The organism is Streptomyces sp. Sge12 (assembly GCF_002080455.1).
In the GTDB taxonomy this organism is placed as follows: Bacteria; Actinomycetota; Actinomycetes; order Streptomycetales; family Streptomycetaceae; genus Streptomyces.
Map to the genome: position 1 here is coordinate 2,758,248 of NZ_CP020555.1, position 19,900 is coordinate 2,778,147.

At 69.8% G+C, this 19,900-nt stretch carries 14 protein-coding genes; 9 read left to right on the plus strand and 5 right to left on the minus strand.

Annotated elements, in window-relative coordinates; translation table 11 throughout:
• Positions 1-76 precede the first annotated feature (76 nt).
• From B6R96_RS11880 to pglZ, 4 genes are all read left to right on the plus strand, one after another.
• Positions 77-958, plus strand: a complete 882-nt coding sequence (locus tag B6R96_RS11880) for a helix-turn-helix domain-containing protein (RefSeq protein WP_081522438.1) — start codon at positions 77-79, stop codon at positions 956-958.
• Positions 955-1,158, plus strand: coding sequence for a DUF397 domain-containing protein (locus tag B6R96_RS11885; protein ID WP_081522439.1), 204 nt, complete (start codon positions 955-957; stop codon positions 1,156-1,158). The genes B6R96_RS11880 and B6R96_RS11885 overlap by 4 nt, the downstream gene beginning before the upstream one ends.
• Positions 1,159-1,377: 219 nt before the next feature.
• On the plus strand, positions 1,378-5,316 hold the full coding sequence (gene pglY / locus B6R96_RS11890; protein WP_081522440.1) for a BREX-2 system ATPase PglY: 3,939 nt from the start codon (positions 1,378-1,380) through the stop codon (positions 5,314-5,316).
• Complete coding sequence (gene pglZ, locus B6R96_RS11895; RefSeq protein WP_237291400.1) at positions 5,313-8,255, plus strand: BREX-2 system phosphatase PglZ; 2,943 nt, start codon at positions 5,313-5,315, stop codon at positions 8,253-8,255. Before pglY ends, pglZ begins: the two co-directional genes overlap by 4 nt.
• A gap of 51 nt (positions 8,256-8,306) precedes the next feature.
• Here pglZ and B6R96_RS11900 read toward each other — a convergent pair whose 3' ends face one another.
• Together B6R96_RS11900 and B6R96_RS11905 are read right to left on the minus strand one after the other, a co-directional pair.
• Complete coding sequence (locus B6R96_RS11900; protein WP_081522441.1) at positions 8,307-9,347, minus strand: CBS domain-containing protein; 1,041 nt, start codon at positions 9,345-9,347, stop codon at positions 8,307-8,309.
• Between the two features lie 7 nt (positions 9,348-9,354).
• Positions 9,355-11,166, minus strand: a complete 1,812-nt coding sequence (locus tag B6R96_RS11905; RefSeq protein WP_081522442.1) for a DUF262 domain-containing protein — start codon at positions 11,164-11,166, stop codon at positions 9,355-9,357.
• Between the two features lie 147 nt (positions 11,167-11,313).
• Between B6R96_RS11905 and brxD the strand changes: the two genes are divergently transcribed.
• From brxD to B6R96_RS38635, 3 genes are all read left to right on the plus strand, one after another.
• Positions 11,314-12,648 carry a BREX system ATP-binding protein BrxD gene (brxD, locus tag B6R96_RS11910; RefSeq protein ID WP_081522443.1) on the plus strand — a complete coding sequence of 445 codons (1,335 nt, stop codon included), beginning with the start codon at positions 11,314-11,316 and terminating at the stop codon, positions 12,646-12,648.
• Positions 12,645-14,777, plus strand: a complete 2,133-nt coding sequence (locus B6R96_RS11915; RefSeq protein ID WP_203351617.1) for a DEAD/DEAH box helicase — start codon at positions 12,645-12,647, stop codon at positions 14,775-14,777. Before brxD ends, B6R96_RS11915 begins: the two co-directional genes overlap by 4 nt.
• A gap of 288 nt (positions 14,778-15,065) precedes the next feature.
• Positions 15,066-16,052, plus strand: coding sequence for an XdhC family protein (locus tag B6R96_RS38635; protein WP_081522444.1), 987 nt, complete (start codon positions 15,066-15,068; stop codon positions 16,050-16,052).
• Here B6R96_RS38635 and B6R96_RS11925 read toward each other — a convergent pair.
• Positions 16,049-16,384, minus strand: coding sequence for a plasmid stabilization protein (locus B6R96_RS11925; protein WP_081522445.1), 336 nt, complete (start codon positions 16,382-16,384; stop codon positions 16,049-16,051). The two genes, B6R96_RS38635 and B6R96_RS11925, sit on opposite strands and share 4 nt — an antisense overlap.
• A gap of 114 nt (positions 16,385-16,498) precedes the next feature.
• Here B6R96_RS11925 and B6R96_RS11930 point away from each other — a divergent pair, with 114 nt between their 5' ends.
• The gene (locus B6R96_RS11930) at positions 16,499-16,894 is read left to right on the plus strand and encodes a DUF6479 family protein (protein WP_051763109.1); all 396 of its coding nucleotides are present in this window, start codon (positions 16,499-16,501) and stop codon (positions 16,892-16,894) included.
• A 42-nt stretch (positions 16,895-16,936) separates the two neighbouring features.
• On the opposite strand, the gene B6R96_RS11935 is transcribed toward B6R96_RS11930, so the two are convergent.
• Both B6R96_RS11935 and ligD read right to left on the minus strand, forming a co-directional pair.
• A complete protein-coding gene (locus tag B6R96_RS11935; RefSeq protein WP_081525072.1) occupies positions 16,937-17,821 on the minus strand; it encodes an ATP-dependent DNA ligase in 885 nt (294 codons plus the stop codon).
• A complete protein-coding gene (gene ligD / locus B6R96_RS11940; protein WP_081522446.1) occupies positions 17,821-18,717 on the minus strand; it encodes a non-homologous end-joining DNA ligase in 897 nt (298 codons plus the stop codon). Before ligD ends, B6R96_RS11935 begins: the two co-directional genes overlap by 1 nt.
• A 31-nt stretch (positions 18,718-18,748) precedes the next feature.
• Here ligD and ku point away from each other — a divergent pair, with 31 nt between their 5' ends.
• Entirely contained in the window at positions 18,749-19,891 is a 1,143-nt protein-coding gene (ku, locus tag B6R96_RS11945) for a non-homologous end joining protein Ku (RefSeq protein WP_081522447.1), read from the plus strand.
• The last annotated feature ends 9 nt before the right edge of the window (positions 19,892-19,900 follow it).

A 19,900-nucleotide genomic window follows, 5' to 3' on the forward strand; every position in this document is an offset into this window, starting at 1 on the left:
TAGCGTCGTGGTCCACTTTCGCCCTTTCGAGTTAAAGCAGCGCCCTCATGCGTCGGGCTCTGCTAGAGGTGTTGACATGGAAGCGAAGAGCACGACTGCGCCGTCGACAGTCCTTGGGCGCCAACTCGGTGATGAATTGCGTCGGTTGCGCGAGAGTGCTGGACTCACGACCACCGATGCCGCCGAAGCGCTCGACTGCACCAAGGGCAAGATCAGTCGAATCGAGAACGGCCGGGTCACCCTCCGACTGCCTGATCTCACCGCGATGTTGCAGGCCTACGGGGTGACAGGCGAAGACATTCGATCCCGACTGGGCGCCCTCGCCAAGAAGGCCAACCGACGCCGCAGGGAAGGGTGGTGGAATCAGTACGGTCCAGTCCTTGCCGACACGTATCGTGACTACATTGCGCTGGAGGCGATTGCCGGATCCATTCGCACCTTCCAGGCACAGCTCGTTCCCGGGCTTCTCCAGACCCCGGAGTACATCCGCGCCGTGACCGTCGCCTCGAAGCAGTGGCAGACCGGCGACGAGATCGAGAAGTTCGTTCAGGTGCGCCTGGCCCGGCAAGAGCGGCTGGACGGCGAATCTCCGCTCCAACTCTGGGCCGTGGTCTCGGAAGCCGTGCTCCTCCAGCAGGTAGGCGGCCCGCAGGTGATGCAGACACAGCTGGAGCATCTACTGGCGGCTTCCGAACGGCCGAACGTCACTGTCCAGGTCCTGCCGTTCTCCCGCGGGGCCCATGCGAGTATGTTCGGCCCGTACGTAGTGCTGGGGTTCCGCGAGGAAGGAGCACTCGACGTGGTGCTGGCGGACAATCCGACCGGATCCTTCTGGTTCGAACGGGAAGCAGAGGTTGCCCGCTACCGAGACCTGTTCGACGCTGCACGCACGTCCGCGCTGTCCCCCGTGGAGTCCCGCACTGTCATCCAGCGCAGGGCCAAGGAGCACAGAACATGACCAGCGAACGCCACGGCACGCCGGACCTGACGGGCGCGAGGTGGCGCAGCAGCAGGTTCAGCGGCGGCAACAACGAGTGCGTCGAGGTCGCCGACAACATCCCCGGCCTCATCCCCGTCCGCGACAGCAAGCGTCCCGCCGGCCCCGTGATCGGATTCGGCCCCCACGCCTGGCAGGCATTCGTCGCGCACCTGGTCTGACAGTCGGCCGAAGCCGCCCGGTCCGGGCCGCACACCGGTTCTTTTCTATATGCACCGGTACGATCGAGGATGGCCCGTAGCCCGCCCAGGCTGCGGCGCCCCACCGGTAGCCGCGCACCGGGACCGTCCGCGCACCGCGCGTGATACCCAGTGGCCAGCGGTGCCGCGCAGACGCCCCTCGACAACGACGACGCCAGACAACAGGAGACGCGAACAGACATGGCCTCGACCGCCAACGCCGCCACGGCCCCCCTGCTTCGCGATGTGATCGACATCAAGACGTCGATCTCCACCTCCGACTTCGTCCTGAAGCTCGCCGAGGCGGTCACCGAAGAGGGAGCCGAGCGTGCGCTGCGCGACTACGTCGTCACCGAGCGCCTCCTGGAGAACTTCGACGAGGCCCTCGGTCTGATCAAGGCCGCCCTCGACGGGCACACCTCGAAGGCCGCCTACCTCCACGGATCCTTCGGTTCCGGTAAGTCGCACTTCATGGCCGTCCTCCACGCCCTCCTCAGGGGCGACCGGGCCGCCCTCTCCCGCCACGAGTTCGACCCGGTCCTAACCCGGCACGAGTGGCTGAGCATGGAGCGCAAGCGGTTCCTGCTCGTCCCGTACCACATGCTCGGCGCGAAGTCCCTGGAGCAGCGGGTCCTCGGCGGGTACGTCAGCCACGTAAAGGCTCTCCACCCGGGCGCGCCCACCCCCCACGTCTACCGCACTGACTCCCTCTTCGAGGACATCCGGTCGCACCGGATGCGCATGGGTGACGAGGCCTTCATCAACGGGCTCAGCGGGGCCGAAGGGGAGACCGGCACCGCTGGCCAGGACGACGAGTGGGGCGATGCCTTTGCCTGGACCCCCGCCCTCCTCGACTCCGCCCTCGACGCCGAGGAGCTGGACGGAGGCGAGGTCAACCTCGATCTGGTCAACCCGTCCACCCCCGCCGAGCTGCGCGCCAAGCTGGTCCACGACGCCAGCACCACCTGGTTCCCCGGCTTCGCGAAGAACGCCGCCGAGGATGAGCACGGGTTCATCTCCCTCGACGCCGGCCTGGCCGTGATCGCCGAGCACGCGAAGTCGCTCGGCTACGACGGCCTGATCCTCTTCATGGACGAGCTGATCCTCTGGCTCGCCAACCGCATCCACGACCAGCGGTTCGTCTCACGCGAAGCCGACAAGATCACCAACTTCGTCGAGGGCGCCGACTCCCGCCGCGCGATCCCGATCGTGTCCTTCATCGCCCGCCAGCGCGACCTGCGCGAACTGGTCGGCGAGGAGACCTCGGGTGCCGCAGAGACCGCGATCCAGGACAGCCTCAACCTCGCCTCCGGCCGCTTCGACAAGATCACGCTGGAGGACCGCAACCTCCCGCAGATCGCCCACGCCCGGCTCCTGAGGCCCAAGGACGCCGAAGCCGCGGCCAAGCTCAACGACGCCTTCGCCCGGATCAAGCGGGTCGGTCCGCAGGTCTGGGACACGCTGCTCGGCTCGGACGAGGGGACGACGGGCGCGGATGAGGAGTCCTTCCGGCTGACGTACCCCTTCTCCCCCGCCTTCATGGACACCCTCGTCCACATCTCCTCGGCCCTCCAGCGTTCCCGCACCGGTCTCAAGCTCATGGGCCAGCTGCTGGCCGGCCACCGGGACGAGCTCACCCTCAACGACCTCGTCCCGCTCGGCGATCTTTACCCGGTGATCGCGGACGGCGGCGACAAGCCGTTCGTGGACAGCTTGAAGGTCGAGTTCCAGGCCGCCGACAAGCTGTACCGCACCAAGCTGCGCCCGCACCTCCTGGCGACGTACGACGTCACCGAGGAGGACATCGAGCGCTACCGCCACCGCCGCGCCAGCGTCACAGACCCGCAGCTCGTCGGCCGCTGCAAGGGCTTCGTCGGCGACAACCGGCTGATGTGCACCCTGCTGCTGTCGGCCCTGGCCCCCAGCGTGCCCGCCCTGCGGGACATGACCATCCGGCGCCTCGGCGCGCTCAACCACGGTTCGGTCGTCTCCCCGATCCCTGGCGCCGAGGTCGGCGTGATCAAGGCCAAGGTCGCCGAGTGGGCCTCCCGGTTCGCCGAGATCAAGCCCACCGGTACGGACACCAACCCGGGCGTGCGCCTGGAGCTGGCCGGCGTCGACGTCGACTCCGTCATCGCCAATGCCAACGTCAACAACAACCCCTCCAACCGCCGGTCCCTCGCCAAGCGCCTCCTGGAGGAGGAACTGCGGCTGAACCGCCAGGACCAGCTCGGCTCCGACGAGCTGCGGCTGGTGTGGCGCGGTACCAACCGCACCGCCGAGGTGGTCTTCGGCAACGTCGCCGACACCGATTCAATGCCCGACCACGACTTCGCCCCCAGCGCGCCTGGCCAGTGGCGGCTGGTCATCGACCTGCCCTACGACGAGGGCCAGTACGGCCCCCGCGAAGACGTCACGCGTATGGAGCGGTTGCGTGAGCGCCCCGGCGCGGCGCCGCAGACCGTGGCATGGATCCCGACCCACCTGTCGAACGCCCGCTTCCAGGACTTCCAGCGGCTGGTCACCATCGACTACGCGCTCGCCGACCAGCGCCGCTTCGACACCCAGTACGCCCAGCACCTGAACGCCGACAACCGAGCCCGGGCCAAGGCCCTGCTCGAAGGCCAGCGCGACTCCCTCATCAAGACGATCAAGGCCGCATTCCGGCAGGCCTACGGCTGCGCAGCCAAGCTGCCTGCCGATGTGGACGTGTCCTTCGAGGACCACTTCGCTTCCCTGCGCGAGGTGCCGGACCTCAAGGTGTCCGTCGGCCAGACCCTCGCCGACGCCGCCCGGCACATCGCCTCGAAGCTGCTGGCCCAGCAGTTCCCCGCGCACCCGGACCTCGACCCCGACAACACCCACACCGCCTTCAAGGCCGCCGACGTACGGACCGTTTTCGGTCACATCCGCGCCGCCTCCGAGGCCGGCGACCGGCAGGCCGAGATCCCGGCCAAGGACCGCATCTCGATGCGGCGCCTAGCCGAACCGCTCCAGCTGGGCCAGCAGAAGGAGGCGTACTTCCGCCTCTCTACCCGCTGGGTGGAGCACTTCGCGCTGCAGGCACGCGCCGAGGGCGGCCACGGCGACCTGACCGTCGTCCAGCTCACCGACTGGATCGACCGGCCCCAGCCGATGGGGCTGGAGCCACTGCTCGCCAACCTGGTGATCGCCGCGTACGCGGAGATGGACGACCGGGTGTGGGTGCGGGGCGGATCGCCGCTGGATCCCGCGCCCGAGCCCGCCAGCATCAAGCCGATCGATGCGCTGCGCTCCCAGCCGCTGCCGGAGGCGGAGGTATGGGAAGAGGCGGGCCGCCGCTTCCTGGACATCTTCGGCGACAGCGCGCCGACCCTGCGCCGCGGCCGACTGGTCGGCCAGTTCGCCCGGCAGATCACCAGCGCGGCCAGGAAATACCGCGACGACGTGGACGCGCTCGTGACCCAGTTGGAGAGCCACTCCGTCCTGCTCGGCCTGGACAGCACGATCGAGGACGGACGGCTGGCCCTGGCCCGGCGCTCACGCGACCTGCTGCACGAGCTGTCGGGGCTGGAGCAGGGCCCGTCCGGTGCCTCCTCTGCTGCCAAGCAGATCATCACCGCCTTCGCTTCCTTCGACCTCCGCGGGGTACCCGCCAGTCGGTACAGCACCTCGGTCAAGCAGGCGCGGGCCGTTGCCTCAGCCTTGCTCGTAGGGCCCTGGAAGCTTCTGGAGCGCGCGCACAAGTACGGGACGGCCGGCGAAGCCGTGCTCGAAGCCCTGCACGCTGCTGCACGGGCCGATCAGCGCACGGCCAAGCTGGAGGATGCACTGTCCGACGCCGAGGGGGCGATGCACACCGTCCTCGACCGCGCCGAGGCGGCTGCCGCCCCTGCCCGGACAGCGCCCCCCGCCGAGCCGACGCCCGCGCCGGACCTACCGCGCAACCCCAACGAGATCGACCTCAACACCGAGACCAGCCGGCCTCCGGTGCCCACCACCCACCCCACCGGCACCGGTACCGGCCGGGCTTCGCGCCGCTCCGGCGGTGGCCGGACCAAGGCGGCGCAGGCCGTGGCCGAGCTGCACGCCGAGCTGGCCGACCTGCTGGCCGCCGAGCCGAACGCAACGGTCGAGATCAGCTGGCGGGTGGTCGAGTGACCCCCGAGGCGCCGGTGCCGACGTCGTCCCCGACCCGTACCGCAACGACGAGCGCGGTACGGCTCAACGCCGCCACCATCACCCAGTACCTGGCGGCCCAGCCCCGCCTCCGGGCATCCGCCAAGCGGCGCGCGGTGCTGCTGCGCGCCGCGCCTCAGTGGGACGGCCCGTCCGAGGTGGTCTGGGGGGAGAACCGGCGCGCCCGCGTAGCCGCTGCGCCCTCGCCGCTCGCCGTGTACGAGGAGGTCCTCGCTCACCTGGCCCCCGGGGCCACCGGCCCCGAGGTACTGACCATCCTCGTGGACCGGGAGGAGTCGGAGCTGGGACCCGACGTCCTGGCCAAGGTCTACAAACACCGGGTCAACGCCGTCGACACGTGGGACGTCGTACGCGAGACCTTCGCCGCAGCCGACACCGATCCGCGCCTGCTGAACTCCAACTGGGCCGCGGAAGCGCTCCTGGACGCCGCACCACCGGGCGGATGGCCGGCGGTGGCCGGCGGCATGCTGGAGCGCCGGGACACCCTCGCCAAGCTGGCGCTGCGACGGCTGGGCATCGGCCGCTACGACCCCGACCATCCCGCCACCGGAACGCAGGCGGACGTGGTCGACGTACCCGCATTGCTGTGCTGGTCCCTGCAGCCCGGCGGACCGGACCGTTTTCTCGCGCTCCGGATCGACGAGCGGAAGGGGCTCGCCGAGTTCCTCGCGGAGGACGAACAGGGTGGGAAGGCCGGCCAGGCACTGTTCGCACTGGTGAGCGCCGAGCACGGGCCGGACGCCGTGGCCTTCGGGCTGCTGTGCGCGGCTCTGTGGAGCCACGCCGACCCACAGGCCGACGCGGAGGTCTACCGGGCCCGCGGCCGGGCCGAGCGCTGGTTCGGAGAGGAGTCCGAGGTCCGGGGCGAGGCGCTCGACGTGCTGGCCGCCGCCTTCGGGCGTGCTTGCGAGGAGTTCGTCTCCGGTCTGCTGCTCACCGACCGGTCCGTGCACGCGGACGGCGGCGACGCCCCGTACGACGCGCGTCGGATGTCCGCGACCGTGCTGGACCGGGCCACCTCCCTGATGCGGCAGTTCGGGGCGGAGGCGGCCGGTCGCCGTAGCCCCGTACTCCGGGAAGGGCTGGAGGCACGCTTCGCCGATGCCGGTGTGGCACTGCGCTCCGGTGCTGCGCCACAGGTGCATGAATCACTGGACGCGCTACGGGATCACAGGCTGGCGTCTCGGCAGGACGAGGCGGTCCGTATCGAGCGGGTCACCATGGCCGGGCGCCTGGCGCAGTGGCTGGCGGACGGGCCGGACACCGACGTGCCCCACGTGGCCGAGGCCGTCGCCCGGCACATGCGCGAGACCGGCTGGGTGGACATGGCCCTGGAGCATGTCCAGGCGGGCGGGGACACCGAGCCGGAGCTGAAGGCAGCGTACGACGCTGTGTGCGGCAAGGTACGGGACAAGAGGCGGGCCATCGACCGGGCCTTCGCGCGGACGCTGGCGGTACGGACCGAGGGCGCCCAAGGTGCGGGCTCGATGCTGACGGTGGAGACGTTCCTGCCGGAGGTCATCGCGCCGCTGGTGAAGGACAAGAAGCGGCGTCTGCTGCTCCTGGTGCTGGACGGGATGAGCGCCGCCATCGCCGCCGAACTCGGCGAGGAACTCCGCGAGAGCTGGGCCGAGTACGATCCGCTGCCCGAGAGCCGGACCAAGGACATTCCGCGCCGTCGTGGCATGGCGGCCGCTCTGCCCACCGTCACGGCCGTCTCGCGGACCTCACTGTTCGCGGCACGGTTGACGCTCGGCTCGCAGAAGGACGAGAAGCGGCTGTTCCCGGCGCACCGTTTCTGGGGCGAGCAGAAAGCAGCTGTCTTCCACAAGGACGACCTGCGGGCCGACAGTGGCGGTGACTGGCTGGGCCCCGAGCTGCTCGCGGCGTTGGAAGGCGACGAGACACACGTCGCGGTCGTGCTGAACACGGTCGACGACAGGCTCTCCAGTGAGCACAAGCTCGGCGACGGTGCCTGGCGACTGTCCGACATAGGAGCACTGCGCGACCTGCTGCGCTACGCCGCACGGCAGGGGAGGGCCGTGGTCCTGACCAGCGACCACGGGCACGTCGTCGACCGGCACGGGTACCGGGTTTCGGCCCCGAGCATGGAATCGGCCCGCCACCGGCGAGCTGCTGAAACCGGGGAACCCCTCGCCGAGGCAGAGGTACGGCTGTCCGGGCCCCGCGTGGTGGCGCCCGAGCCGGGCGGCGAGATCATTGCCCTGTGGGATGCGGACGCGCGCTACAGCTCGCAGCGGGCCGGCTACCACGGCGGCGCCGCACTCTCGGAGTTCACGATTCCCGTGCTGGCCTTCCTGCCGTTCGGGGCGGCGCCGCCGAAGGGCTGGCGGGAGCTGGGCAGCCAGCGGCCGGCTTGGTGGGAGCCGCAGGTGGGACGTCCAGAAGCTGCTGCGGTGGCCGTTCATGTTCCTGCACCAGCACCCACGAAGTCCGGTACCGGCAGGCAGTCGAAGGCAGAGGCCGAGCTGGCCAAGAGCCACGACTCGCTGTTCGATGTGGCGCTGGTACCGCCCTCGACACCGTCGGCCGACGGCGCCTTGCTGTCCGTGGAGTTGGTCTCGCCTGACGATGCGCTGGTCAGCGGACTACTGGCATCGGAGATCTACAAGGCCCAGCTCGGCATGCTGGTGAACAAACCGACTTCGGTACAGGTCGAACGAGCGCTGCGCGCCCTGCTCGAAGCAAGCGGGACGCTCCCCATGTCCGCGCTGGCCCAGCGGGTGGGTATCAAGCCGCCACGACGCCCAGAGGGCTTCGCCGCCGTTCTACGGCAGCTGCTCAACTACGACGGCGTGCAAGTGCTGGAAACCCTGCAAGACGGTCGGACTCTGCGCCTCAACCTTGCGCTGCTGCGGGAGCAGTTCGAGCTGGGGTAGGTGCTATGGGTTGTGGGCTCGCCAGGAGGCAAGCCCACAACCCAGGCACGGTCAGAGGTCCGGGACGTAATCCCGCAGAAGCTGCAAGAACCTCCGCAGATCCTCGGCCTTCGTCTCGGGCAGCGGTTGCGGATCGAAGTGGGCGATGCGGTTACGGATGTCACGCACCTGGGCGAGCTGGCGCACGAACATGACCCGGTCCACCCCGTCCCATTTGAGGTCGGCCCAGTTCTGCTCGGCCCTCAGCCTCAGCTGGTCCTTGCTCTGCTGGCAATCCAGCAGCACTACGTATGCACCGAGCGTCAGGTCGGCGACCAGACCGGTCTTCTTGCGTGTCTGCACGGCCTTGATGGCTTCGGGAGCGATGACCGCACCCAGGCACTTGCGCAGCCGGAGTTCGATCTCGCCGACCATGAAGAACGGGCGGGCAGTGACGGTGAAGCGCTCGGTGACATCCGATGCCGTCACGATCCCCTTGAAGGCGCCGTCGCTGCCCCTGACCAGCACGTAGCCCTTCTCGCTGATCCTGGGCAGGATCGAAAAGAAGTCGTGCTGCTCCTCGGCCACGGGCACGTCCGTTTCGAGGGCGTTGGCCAGCGTGAGCGGCTTGTTGGTCTCGTAGAGCTTGACGACCGACTTCCAGGTAACAACTCCGTGCAGGGTGGTGGACTCCACCACCGGCAGCTGGGAGAACCCGTGTTCCCGCATGAGATAGGTGGCCTGGACGAGCTGCGCCGTCGGCTCGAGCGAGACGAAGCCGCTCGAGCCGACCAGCATGTCCCCCACCCTCATGGCCTGCTGCGGAAGCGCACCCGCCGGAAGGTCCTCTTCCTCGCCTTCATCCGATTCGGCGTCGATCACTGCATCGGCCGGCGCAACGGCCTCCTGGACCTGAATGTGCAGAGGTATGCCATGACCGCAAGTGGCGAAGGACGGGACGGTTGTCAGCCCTGCGTCTTTCAAGGCCTGCTTGACCACCATTACGGCCTGGTCGTCGCGGTTGCTCAGCCCGAAGAGTGTGAGGAGTTCCCTCACATAGATTGACTTGCCCTTCAGGGCTGCGATGTCAGTCGTCGAGGGGGTCTGTGTCATCGTGCCCTCACCGGCCCGGGGCGTCGCGGTACACGGTGCGCTTACCCATCGCACTCTGCACGAGATCGAGCAGTTGCTTAGCTCGATTTTCATAGAACTGGTCGAAGTCCGACTCGTGCAGCAGCGCGGGATCAATCAAATGGGTCGCGATCACATCGTCGAACCACTCGGGGTGGCGCATGCCGGATTCCAGCTGGAGACTCTTCAGGTACGACTTCGGAACCCCGACCATGCCGCGGCTGACCCGGAACGACAATGGCGTCTTGTTGACGATGGAGTTCACATGCTTGGCGTGCCGTGGCGCGTTCGCGGCGACCCAGTTCTTGGGGAAGATTTGCCGCACGTCGATGTTCTGCGCGACGATCTGAGATGCCTTGAGAGGTCCGTCGACGTAGAACCAGTCCACCGCACCCTGCCTGATGAGAAGCGCATAGATGCCCTTGTAGGCGGCGCTGTTGCGGGTGGTGAGGGTGTCCAGCCGGTCGTCGACGAAGACGGCCTCGGTCACGGTGTCCGGGACCACGTTCGGTTCGCGCCTGATCCAGGCAACCAGCTGCTCCACGTCTCGAGAGAAGCGGCTTTCGGTCGACTGGCCGTACATCTCACCGAGCACGCCGTTCCAGTACCACTGGTCGATCCGCTCCTCCCCGCCCGCGGTGTCGGCCTCTTCTCCGACGATGGCGCGGACTGCAGCGAGCGGTACGAGCTGCGAGGCATAGGGAAGGTCGCCGGTCCTGACGATGCACTGCTTCTCCAGGAACCCCCCGATCCATTCGAAGGCATCGGCAATTCGGGGAGCCAGTCTGCGGAAGTCGGCGAGCGGGAGATTCAGCAGGTCCCGACGCTTGCAGGAGACCGTGGTGGCCTTGCCCACCTTCTTGAGCTCCCAGGTGCGCACGAGTGCCACGGCCTGCAGGAAGTCGCTGCTGCTGAGGCCGTCCGACCGCCCCGGCTCCAGGCTTCCGAACACGGGGTACCGGGACGCAAGCCGCTGCTTGATGGCCTCCCAGCCGGCCGGCAGATGGTAGTAGTCGCCGAATTCGGCCACATACGCCTGGTCGCCCGCGAAGGTCGCGGTGAGCAGCTCGAAGACGTTCAGCTGCACGCCTCCGGTGTTCACTCGCTCGAACACCGCGCACACAGCGTCCATGGTCGTATCGACCGGCAGATTGATCATGGGTACGACGAACGACCGCACGTGGTCGAGCACGCGGTCCTTGAACTCAGACCAGGGGCCCCAGTTCGCGACGTCTCGGTCGACGTACGCCTTCTGCCAGGCTGTGATGCGCTGGGTGTCGAACACGATGTGGAGCGGGAACAGGCCCGCTTCGCATTCGAGTTCGATGGTGCTCACGTCGAGGGTGACGCGCGGCGCCGGTCCGGTGGTGAGGATGCGATTTTCGGGCACCGACACGATCGCGTCATCGCGATCGGCGGGCGAGCCGATGGCCTTGGCGATGTCGATGTAGTACCAGGCTTTCATCTCCTTGCCCCGGCCGTCGACCGTCGCAACCGGCTGGTCGCGGTACAGCGCCTGGAAGAGCGAGGTCATGCGCTGCTGGCCATCCAGCAGTAGCAGGTCGGGGGTGCGTGAATCGCAGCCCTCCGTCCCGTTGATCGGCCGGGCCCGGAAGGGTGTGGAGCCACCCGTCTGGAGCGCCATGACCACACCCAGCGGATAGTCGAGGGTCACGGTGGCGATGAGCGCCTTGATCCGCTCGTCGTCCCACACCCACTCACGCTGGAAGTCGGGAAGCTGAAGGGCTCCCGAGGCCACATCCTGAAGCAGCTTCTTGAGCTGTGGACTGTCAAGCGACACGCTCGTCGATCCCCCACCAATGGCGCGTAAAATGTGCAATAGGCAATTGCACCAACGGCCCTCGTCTCGCGTCAACGGCTATTTTCGGCCTCGGTCAGCTTCTCCTAGGCTGCCCGCCCCCTGACCACGGGATGAAACACTGGTGCCGTGAGCACCGAACAGCCCCACCGCCCCGCCACCGTCAGCGCGGCGCGCCGCCGTGACGTCATCGACGCCCTGCGCCGCGGAGCCGTACCCGAATCGGGGCTGGACCTGCTGGCAACGGGGCTGGACCGGTTCGAGGCTGCGCTCGATGCGGAGCTGGATGCGGTCGCCTCCGGCTCCTCCGTCTTCAAGGCCGTGCGCGGCGAATACGGGTCCGGCAAGACCTTCTTCACCAGGTGGCTCGGTGAGCGTGCCAAGCGCCGGAACTTCGCGGTGGCCGAGATCCAGATCTCCGAGACCGAGACCCCCCTGCACAAGCTGGAGACCGTGTACCGGCGGCTGACCGAGCGGCTGGCGACGCCCGGGTTCCCACCGAGTGCCCTGCGGCCTGTGGTCGACGCCTGGTTCTACACCTTGGAGGAACATGCTCTCGCTGCCGGGGTGACCGACGAGGAGCTGGCAGGCCAGGTGGACCGGTTGATGGCGGCCCGGCTGGCCGAGGTCTCGCGGCACGCGCCCTCGTTCGCGGCCGCGTTGCGCGGCTACCGCACGGCCCAGGACGCAGGAGACGAGGCGACCGCATCGGCTGTGATGGCCTGGCTGGGCGGCCAGCCGCACGTGGCCGCCTCCGCACGCCGAGCCGCCGGGGTGAGAGGCGACCTGGACCACTTCGGAGCCTTCGGCTTCCTGCAGGGACTCCTCACCGTGCTCCGCGACTCGGGCCATTCGGGGCTGTTCCTCGTCCTGGACGAGGTCGAGACGCTGCAGCGGGTCCGTTCCGATGCCCGCGACAAAGCGCTCAACGCACTGCGGCAACTCATCGACGAGGTCCACTCAGGGCGGTTCCCCGGCCTGTACCTCGTGATCACCGGAACACCCGCATTCTTCGACGGGCAGCAGGGCGTCCAGCGGCTCGCGCCGCTCGCCCAGCGGCTGGCCACCGATTTCACCACGGACCCGCGCTTCGACAACCCGCGCGCTGTGCAGGTGCGGCTCCCCGGCTTCACACAGGACTCGCTGGTCTCACTCGGGCGTACCATCCGCGACCTGTATGCGAGCGGATCCGCCGCACCTCAGCGGGTTTTGGCGGCCGCGGACGATGCGTACGTCGCCGACCTGGCGAGTGCGGTCGGCGGTGCGCTGGGCGGCAAGGTAGGGGTGGCCCCCCGGCTGTTCCTGAAGAAGCTGGTCGGCGATGTGCTTGACCGTATTGACCAGTTCGAGGACTTCGACCCACGTCGGCACTACGCACTCACCATGAGTGGGTCGGAGATGAGCGAGGTGGAACGCAACGCTGCGGCCGGCAGCGCCGACGAGGTCGAGCTGGAGCTGTCGTGACCGAGAGCCCCGATCCGCTGGACCGGCTGCATCCCGGGCTGCTCCACCACATCGTCAACACGCTGGGCTGGCCCGGACTGCGTCCCCTGCAACGGGAAGCCATCGAGCCGCTGCTCGACGGATCGGATGCCGTACTGCTCGCCCCCACCGCCGGCGGAAAGACCGAAGCCGCGTCCTTCCCTCTCCTGTCGCGCATGGCCCAGGAGCAGTGGACCGGCACATCAGTGCTGTACGTCTGCCCACTCAAGGCGCTGCTCAACAACCTGCTGCCACGACTCGAGGCCTACACCTCATGGCTGGGGCGATCTGCCGCACTCTGGCACGGCGACGTGCCCCAAGGGCAGCGCAAGCGGATTCTGCGCGAGCGGCCCGATGTCCTGCTGACCACCCCTGAGTCCCTGGAAGCGATGCTGGTCAGCGCGAACGTCGACCACCGCTCGTTCTTCTCGGGCCTGCGCGCGATCGTGGTGGACGAAGTACACGCGTTCGCCGGGGATGACCGCGGATGGCACCTGCTCGCAGTACTGGAGCGGCTGGAGCGGGTCGTCGGACAGCCGGTCCAGCGCGTCGGACTGTCGGCCACCGTCGGCAATCCGGAGGAACTGCTCGGCTGGCTGCAGGGGTCGGGGGCCGGCAAACGGCCCTCCCAGGTCGTCGCCCCGCACCTTCGCGAGGAGTCGCCCGCGCTTCCGCCCCCCGGTGACGTCCAGCTCGACTACGTGGGCTCGCTCGCCAATGCCGCCACGGTGATCGCGGCGCTCCACCGCGGTGAGAAGCGGCTGGTGTTCTGTGAATCACGTAAGCAGGTGGAGGAGCTCGGCGCCAGCCTGCGTGCCAAGGGCGTTACCACCTTCCTCTCGCATGCCTCGCTCTCCGCCGATGAGCGGCGACGGGCTGAAGAGGCATTCGCCGAGGCCCGTGACTGCGTGATCGTCTCCACCAGCACGCTGGAACTCGGCATCGACGTAGGAGACTTGGACCGAGTCATCCAGATCGACGCACCCAGTACGGTCGCTTCCTTCCTGCAGCGCCTCGGCCGCACCGGACGCAGGCCGGGCTCGTCCCGTAACTGTCTCTTCCTGGCCCTCGACGAGGGCGGGCTCCTCGCCGCGTCGGCGCTGCTCCTGCTCTGGGGGCGCGGCTGGGTGGAACCCGTGACCGCGCCGCCCGAGCCCCGGCACATCGCCGCGCAGCAGATCCTTGCGCTCTGCTTGCAGGAGCACCGGGTCGGCGACCAGCTGTGGCGGGAGTGGTGGGGCGGCCTCGGCCCGTTCGGACCGGCCGCGGAGCCGGTCGTACGGCACCTCGTCGCGGAGGGCTATCTGGACAGTGACGGCGGCATGCTGTTCATCGGACCGAAGGCCGAGAAGCGGTTCGGCTACCGCCACTTCATGGATCTGACAGCCGTGTTCACGTCGGCTCCCGAGTTCACGGTGCTGGCCGGGCGAACGGAAATCGGGACCACCGACCCCTCACTGCTCACCGAGGAAGTGGCCGGCCCGCGAAGGCTGCTGCTCGCGGGGCGCAGCTGGCAGGTTACGTACATCGACTGGTCACGGCGCCGCTGTTTCGTAGAGCCGGTGGACGGTGGGGGGCGGGCGCGCTGGGCTGGTCTAGGCCTGGCGCGCGCCACCTCGTACGAACTCACTCGCGCGGTCCGGGAGGTGCTGCTCGACGTAACCCCGCAGGTTGCACTCACCCGCCGGGCCGAGAATGCCCTCGCACTAACACGCGAGCGCAACGCAAAGCTGGTCCACCCCGAGCGGTCCGTCATTGTCAGAGGAGGCCATGACACCAATGTCCGTTGGTGGACCTGGGGCGGCTACCGCGCCAACGCCACGCTCGCGGCCAGCCTCGGCTCGGCCGCCGATCCACTGCAGCGTCCAAACGCGGCATACCTGCGCCTGCGGGAGGACATCACGCCCCAGGAGTGGGCGAAGGCTCGGAAGGTAGCCGGTGAACAGCTATGTCTACCAGCGGTGGACTTCCGGGCACTGTCCGGCCTGAAATTCAGCGCGGCACTGCCGCCCCGCCTGGCTGAGGCCACGCTCGCAGCCCGCCTGGCAGATCTGGAAGGGGCTGCTGCCGCCCTCCGCGAACCATCCACATACATGCATCTGTCGCCGTAGACGCGCAATCCCTGATATCGCCTGCCCGGCGAGATAGCGACTGACCGGCTGTCCACGAGGGCACGGTTCGGCGCAGAACGGGTGACACGGGCGTCAACCCGGGGCGGAACCGAGTCCGCGTGGACCTGGGCGGTTCCGGTGGTCCGTACGAGGGAAGTGGGGCGGGGTCTGTGGGATTTGGGGGGTGGGTAGGTGCGGGGTGCGTGCGTACGTTGGGGGTGAGGCTGCATGGCGCCGCCGGCCAAGTGCCGTGTGGCGGGCTCTGACGATCGAGAAGGGGCGGCGCGGATGCGTGAGCTGGTGGAGACGGCGCGGCGGTGGGCGGCGGAGGGGCGGGCCGGGTATCTGGCCCGGCCCGTGACCGAGCAGGGCTTCGGGCCGCGGGATCCTGCCGGGGCCCTGCTCGTCGATGCGCGGGGGGAGTGCGTGGGGACCCTGTACCGCGGGGTCTTCGACGCTGAGCTCGCCGCCGAGGTCGCGGCCCTGCCGGCCGGGGTCACGGCGCGGGTGTGCGAGGTGTCGGTGCGCGCGGCCGAGGCCGTGGAGGCGAAGCTGACCTGCGGCGGGCAGGCCGAGGTGCTGCTGCAGCCGCTCGCGGCGATCCCGGCGGAGTGGTGGGAGCTGCTCGGCGACGGGGTCGGGGTGGCGTTGGTGACCCGGCTGAACGAGGCCGCCGACCGGGCCACCAGTGAGGTGGTACGGGCCACGGACGCGCCCGGTGACGATGCCGGGCGGCGGGCGGGCGAACTGCTGGCGACCCGGCGGGCCGGGCGCGACGCGCTGTACGCGGAGTCGGGGCTGGTGCTGGTCGAGGCGTTCCCGTCGTCCCCGTACGTGGTCATCGGCGGCGGCGGCGAGCTGGCCGAGATCATCGAGCGGCAGTCGCTGCTGCTGGGCTGGGAGGCCGTACTGGTCACGGGGCCGGAGGAGGCCGGCAAGGTGCTGGAGGCGCGCCGGGACGCCGCGTGCCTGGTCATGCTGAGCCATGAGGAGTCGTTCGACGTGCCGACGCTGCGGGTGGCGCTGACCCAGGAGGTGCCGTACGTCGGCGCGCTGGGCTCCCGCAAGACCACGGCCCGGCGGCGGGAGGGGCTGCTCGCGGCCGGGGTCACCGAGGCCCAACTGGCTCGGGTGCACGGCCCGATCGGCCTGGACCTGGGCGCCCGTACCCCGGCGGAGACCGCGCTGGCGATCTGCGCGGAGATCCTGGGGGCGCTCGGGCAACGCAAGGCCGCCGGCGCCCTGCGGGACGCCGACGGGCCCATCAACGCCTAGCCGGGACCGTCACTCCCCAGGGCGCGCTTGAGCTGCGTCTTGTTCATGTCCGAGCGGCCGTGGATGTTGCGGCGCCGGGCTTCGGCGTAGAGCTGTTCGTACGTGGGGCCCTGCGCGCCCGAGTGGGAGTGCAGGCCCCCGCGCCGGGACGAGGAGATGTCCTCCAGTGACTCCTTGCTCGCCGTCCGGGATTCGCCGGCCCGGGCCCGTTCCTTGTTCACGGTCCGGGCGGCGATCTCCTTCGCCTTCTTCTCCGGCTCGCCGCGCTCCTCCAGGCCTTCCTTGATGTGTTCGTACTGTCGCTCGCGCTTCGGGGACGATCCGCGGGGCATGGTCGGCCTCCTTCTCGTTCGGCGGGTACGCGCACCAGGCGTGTACCCCGGATGGCCCAAGGCATCCAGGCCATAGCGGAGCATTTCGGACCTGCGTGCGGGAACATGGTCCGTATGGACACGACCCTGAGCGTGGACGCGACCCTCGCCGACATCGCCTGGTTCCTGGTCGTCGGCATCCTCGTCGCCGGCTTCCTGCTGGGCGGCTTCCTGCTGGGCAAGAGGGTGCGGAATCACGAGCCACCCCCGCCCACCGCCGAGAGCCAGCCCCACCTGCCGGAGGGCGGGGCGGTCTACGAGGTCCGCGAGGAGCGGGACCAGGTGGAGATCCCCGAGGGGGGTCTACGGCCGCACGAGATGCAGGGCTACGGGAACTTCGGCTCCACCACCTCCGCCCATCCGGACGAGGTCCGGGCGGAACGGGAGTCCGGATACAAGCTGCCGGAGGGCCCGGGACCGCATCCACAGCCGGGGTCTCCGCCGGACGCCGGGCGCGGCGCACACGCCTGACGCACCACTTCGACGGCCTCTGACCCGCGCCTCCCGCGCGGGTCAGAGATCCGTCCGCAGCCGGAGCACCTCCGGCGGCGGGTGCCGGGCCGAGGTGTGCCGGACCTCCGCCGTCAGCGGGGGGTCCAGCGCCCGGAAGGGGACGTCCCCGAACCCGATCGCCGTGACCGTGGCCAGGGAGGGCGAGGCCGCCCCGCGGGCGGCCACCTCGGCGGCCACCTCCGTGCGCAGCGCCGCCGTCAGCGGGCTCGACACGAGCGGGGTCTCGTCCCCGACGGGCAGGACCAGTACCAGGGCGAGCGGCCGGCGCGGGGTGCCGGTGTAGCCGACCACCGCCGCGTCCCGCACGTCGGTGTGCCGCAGCTTCTGCCAGCCCCGCCGCCCGGCCGGGTAGGCCTGGTCGAGCCGTTTGACGACGAGGCCCTCGATGCCGCTGGCCGGGAGCGTCTCGTACCAGGTGGCGGCCAGTTCCGGGTCGGTCGTCATCGGTACGGGCTGCAGCGGCGGCCCGAGCGGCAGGAGCAGGTCGACGAGGAGGGCCCGGCGGCGCTCGTACGGGCGGGCGCGCAGGTCGAGCCCGGCCAGTTCGAGGACGTCGAAGGCGGCGTACGAGGCCGGCAGGCGCTGCGCCAGTACGGCGGCCCGCGCGGCGGTGGCCGCGGCCCGCCGCTGCACCAGCGCGAAGTCGGTCCGGCCCGCGTGCCAGACCACCACCTCGCCGTCGAGCACCGTATCGGCGGGCAACTGCAGTGCGGCCGCGGCCAGATCGGGAAAGGCGCTGGTCACGATGCGGCCGGAGCGCGCCTGGAGCGTCACGTCGGTCGCCGAGCGCAGCACGACGAGCCGGTGGCCGTCGAACTTCGGCTCGTACGCCAGTCCGGCCCCGCGCGGCAGCGTGCGTACGGGTGCGGCCAGCGCGACGCGGATCACGGCCGGGCCCCCGGGAGCGGGCGGGCCTGCCCCGGGTCGGTCAGCGGGGCGAAGAGGTCCCCGTCGCGGGCGAGCCTGGGTGCGATGTCGTCGGCGAGGAAGACCAGGCCGGCCGCGGTCCGGCAGGCCTCGACCTCCGCCCAGGAGACGGGCGCGGACACGGTGGGCCGGGCCCGCGCGCGCAGGGTGTAGGGGGCGGCGGTGGTCTTGGCTGCGGCGTTCTGGCTGTGGTCGACGAAGACCTTGCCGGGGCGCAGCGCCTTGGCCATGCGGTGCACCACCAGGTCGGGGAGCTCGCGCTCGGCCTCCTGGGCGAGCTGCTTCGCGTACGCGGACACCCGCTCGGACGGGGTCGGCTCCAGCGGCACGGCCAGGTGGATGCCCTTGGAGCCGGAGGTCTTGGCGTAGGCGTGCAGGCCGTCGGCGGCGAGCCGCTCGCGCAGCCAGAGCGCGGTGGTGCAGCACTCGACGACGGTGGCGGGCGGGCCGGGGTCGAGGTCGAGGACCAGCCGGTCGGCGAGGCCGGGGTGGCCGGCGGTCCACTGGGGGGTGTGGAACTCCACGACGAGGTTGGCGGACCACATGAGGGTGGCCAGGTCTGCGACGACCACCTGGGCGGCGGACAGGTCCTCGGAGCGGGGCACGGGGGTGGTCTTCACCCAGTCGGGCGTGCCGGGCGGCGGGTTCTTGGTGAAGAAGAGCTGGCCGTCCGGCCCGTCGGGATAGCGCAGGAAGGACACCGGCCGGTCGTGGATGTGGGCGAGCAGCGGGCCCGCGACGGTGGCGTAGTAGTGCAGCATCTCGCCCTTGGTGAAGCCGGTCTCCGGGTGGAGGACCTTGTCGAGATTGCTGAGCGCGATGCGATGGCCCTCCACCATGGTGATCGGCGTCATACGATGAGATTGCCACGAAACGGGAGGAACCGTGCGATCCATTTGGAACGGGGCGATCTCCTTCGGCCTGGTCAGCATCCCGATCAAGCTCGTGAACGCCACCGAGAGCCACTCGATCTCCTTCCGCCAGATCCATGTGAGTGACGGCGGACGCGTCCGGTACCGCAAGGTGTGCGAGCTGGACGGGGAGGAGGTGCCGAGCGCCGAGATCGGCAAGGGCTACGAGGAGGCCGACGGGTCGATCGTCCCGATCACGGACGAGGACCTGGCGCAGCTGCCGCTGGCGACCGCGAAGACCATCGAGATCATGTCGTTCGTCCCTGCGGAGGAGATCGATCCGCTGCAGATGGACGCGGCGTACTACCTCGCGGCGAACGGGGCGACGGCGGCGAAGCCGTACACGCTCCTGCGGGAGGCGCTGAAGCGGAGCCGGAAGGTCGCGATCGCCAAGTACGCGCTGCGGGGGCGGGAGCGGCTGGGGATGCTGCGGGTCGTGGACGACGTGATCGCGATGCACGGGCTGCTCTGGCCGGACGAGATCCGGGCGCCGGAGGGGGTGGCTCCGGAGGGCACGGTGTCCGTCCGGGACGCCGAACTGGACCTCGCGGACGCGCTGATGGCGACGCTGGGCGAGGTGGAGATGGCCTCGCTGCACGACGACTACCGGGAGGCCGTGGAGGCGATGATCGTCGCCAAGTCGGGCGGGGCGTTCGAGCCGACGGAGGCCGTGGTGGAGCCGGCCGGCGGTCAGGTGATCGACCTGATGGCGGCGCTGGAGAAGAGCGTGCGGGCGGCGAAGGCCTCCCGCGGGGAGGGCGGGGCGGAGGGCTCCGACGAGGCGGAGGCCGAGGTGACGCCGATTCGGCGGAAGGCCGGTACGGGCCGGGGTGCGGGGACGGGTACCGGTGCGGCGGCGGCTGCGCCGAAGGCGGTGGGCGGGAAGAAGTCGACGGCTGCTTCGGCGAAGAAGACGGCGGCCTCCGCGACGAAGAAGAAAGCCACGGGCGCGGGCGCCGCGGGCAAGTCCGCGGCGGGCAAGTCGGCTTCGGGGGCGTCGAAGTCGACGTCCAGGACGGCGGCCACGAAGAGCACGGCCAAGACGGCGGCCGCGAAGAAGACAGGGGCCGGGGCGTCCAAGAAGGCGGCCACGCCGCGGAAGCGGACCTCTGCCTGACCACGGCGG

Bases quoted from the DNA above. Each gene is read 5' to 3' on its own strand.
- B6R96_RS11880 (WP_081522438.1), top strand. From the start codon at position 77: ATGGAAGCGAAGAGCACGACTGCGCCGTCGACAGTCCTTGGGCGCCAA.
- B6R96_RS11885 (WP_081522439.1), top strand. From the start codon at position 955: ATGACCAGCGAACGCCACGGCACGCCGGACCTGACGGGCGCGAGGTGG.
- pglY (WP_081522440.1), top strand. From the start codon at position 1,378: ATGGCCTCGACCGCCAACGCCGCCACGGCCCCCCTGCTTCGCGATGTG.
- B6R96_RS11900 (WP_081522441.1), bottom strand. From the start codon at position 9,347: ATGACACAGACCCCCTCGACGACTGACATCGCAGCCCTGAAGGGCAAG.
- B6R96_RS38635 (WP_081522444.1), top strand. From the start codon at position 15,066: ATGCGTGAGCTGGTGGAGACGGCGCGGCGGTGGGCGGCGGAGGGGCGG.
- B6R96_RS11925 (WP_081522445.1), bottom strand. From the start codon at position 16,384: ATGCCCCGCGGATCGTCCCCGAAGCGCGAGCGACAGTACGAACACATC.
- B6R96_RS11930 (WP_051763109.1), top strand. From the start codon at position 16,499: ATGGACACGACCCTGAGCGTGGACGCGACCCTCGCCGACATCGCCTGG.
- ligD (WP_081522446.1), bottom strand. From the start codon at position 18,717: ATGACGCCGATCACCATGGTGGAGGGCCATCGCATCGCGCTCAGCAAT.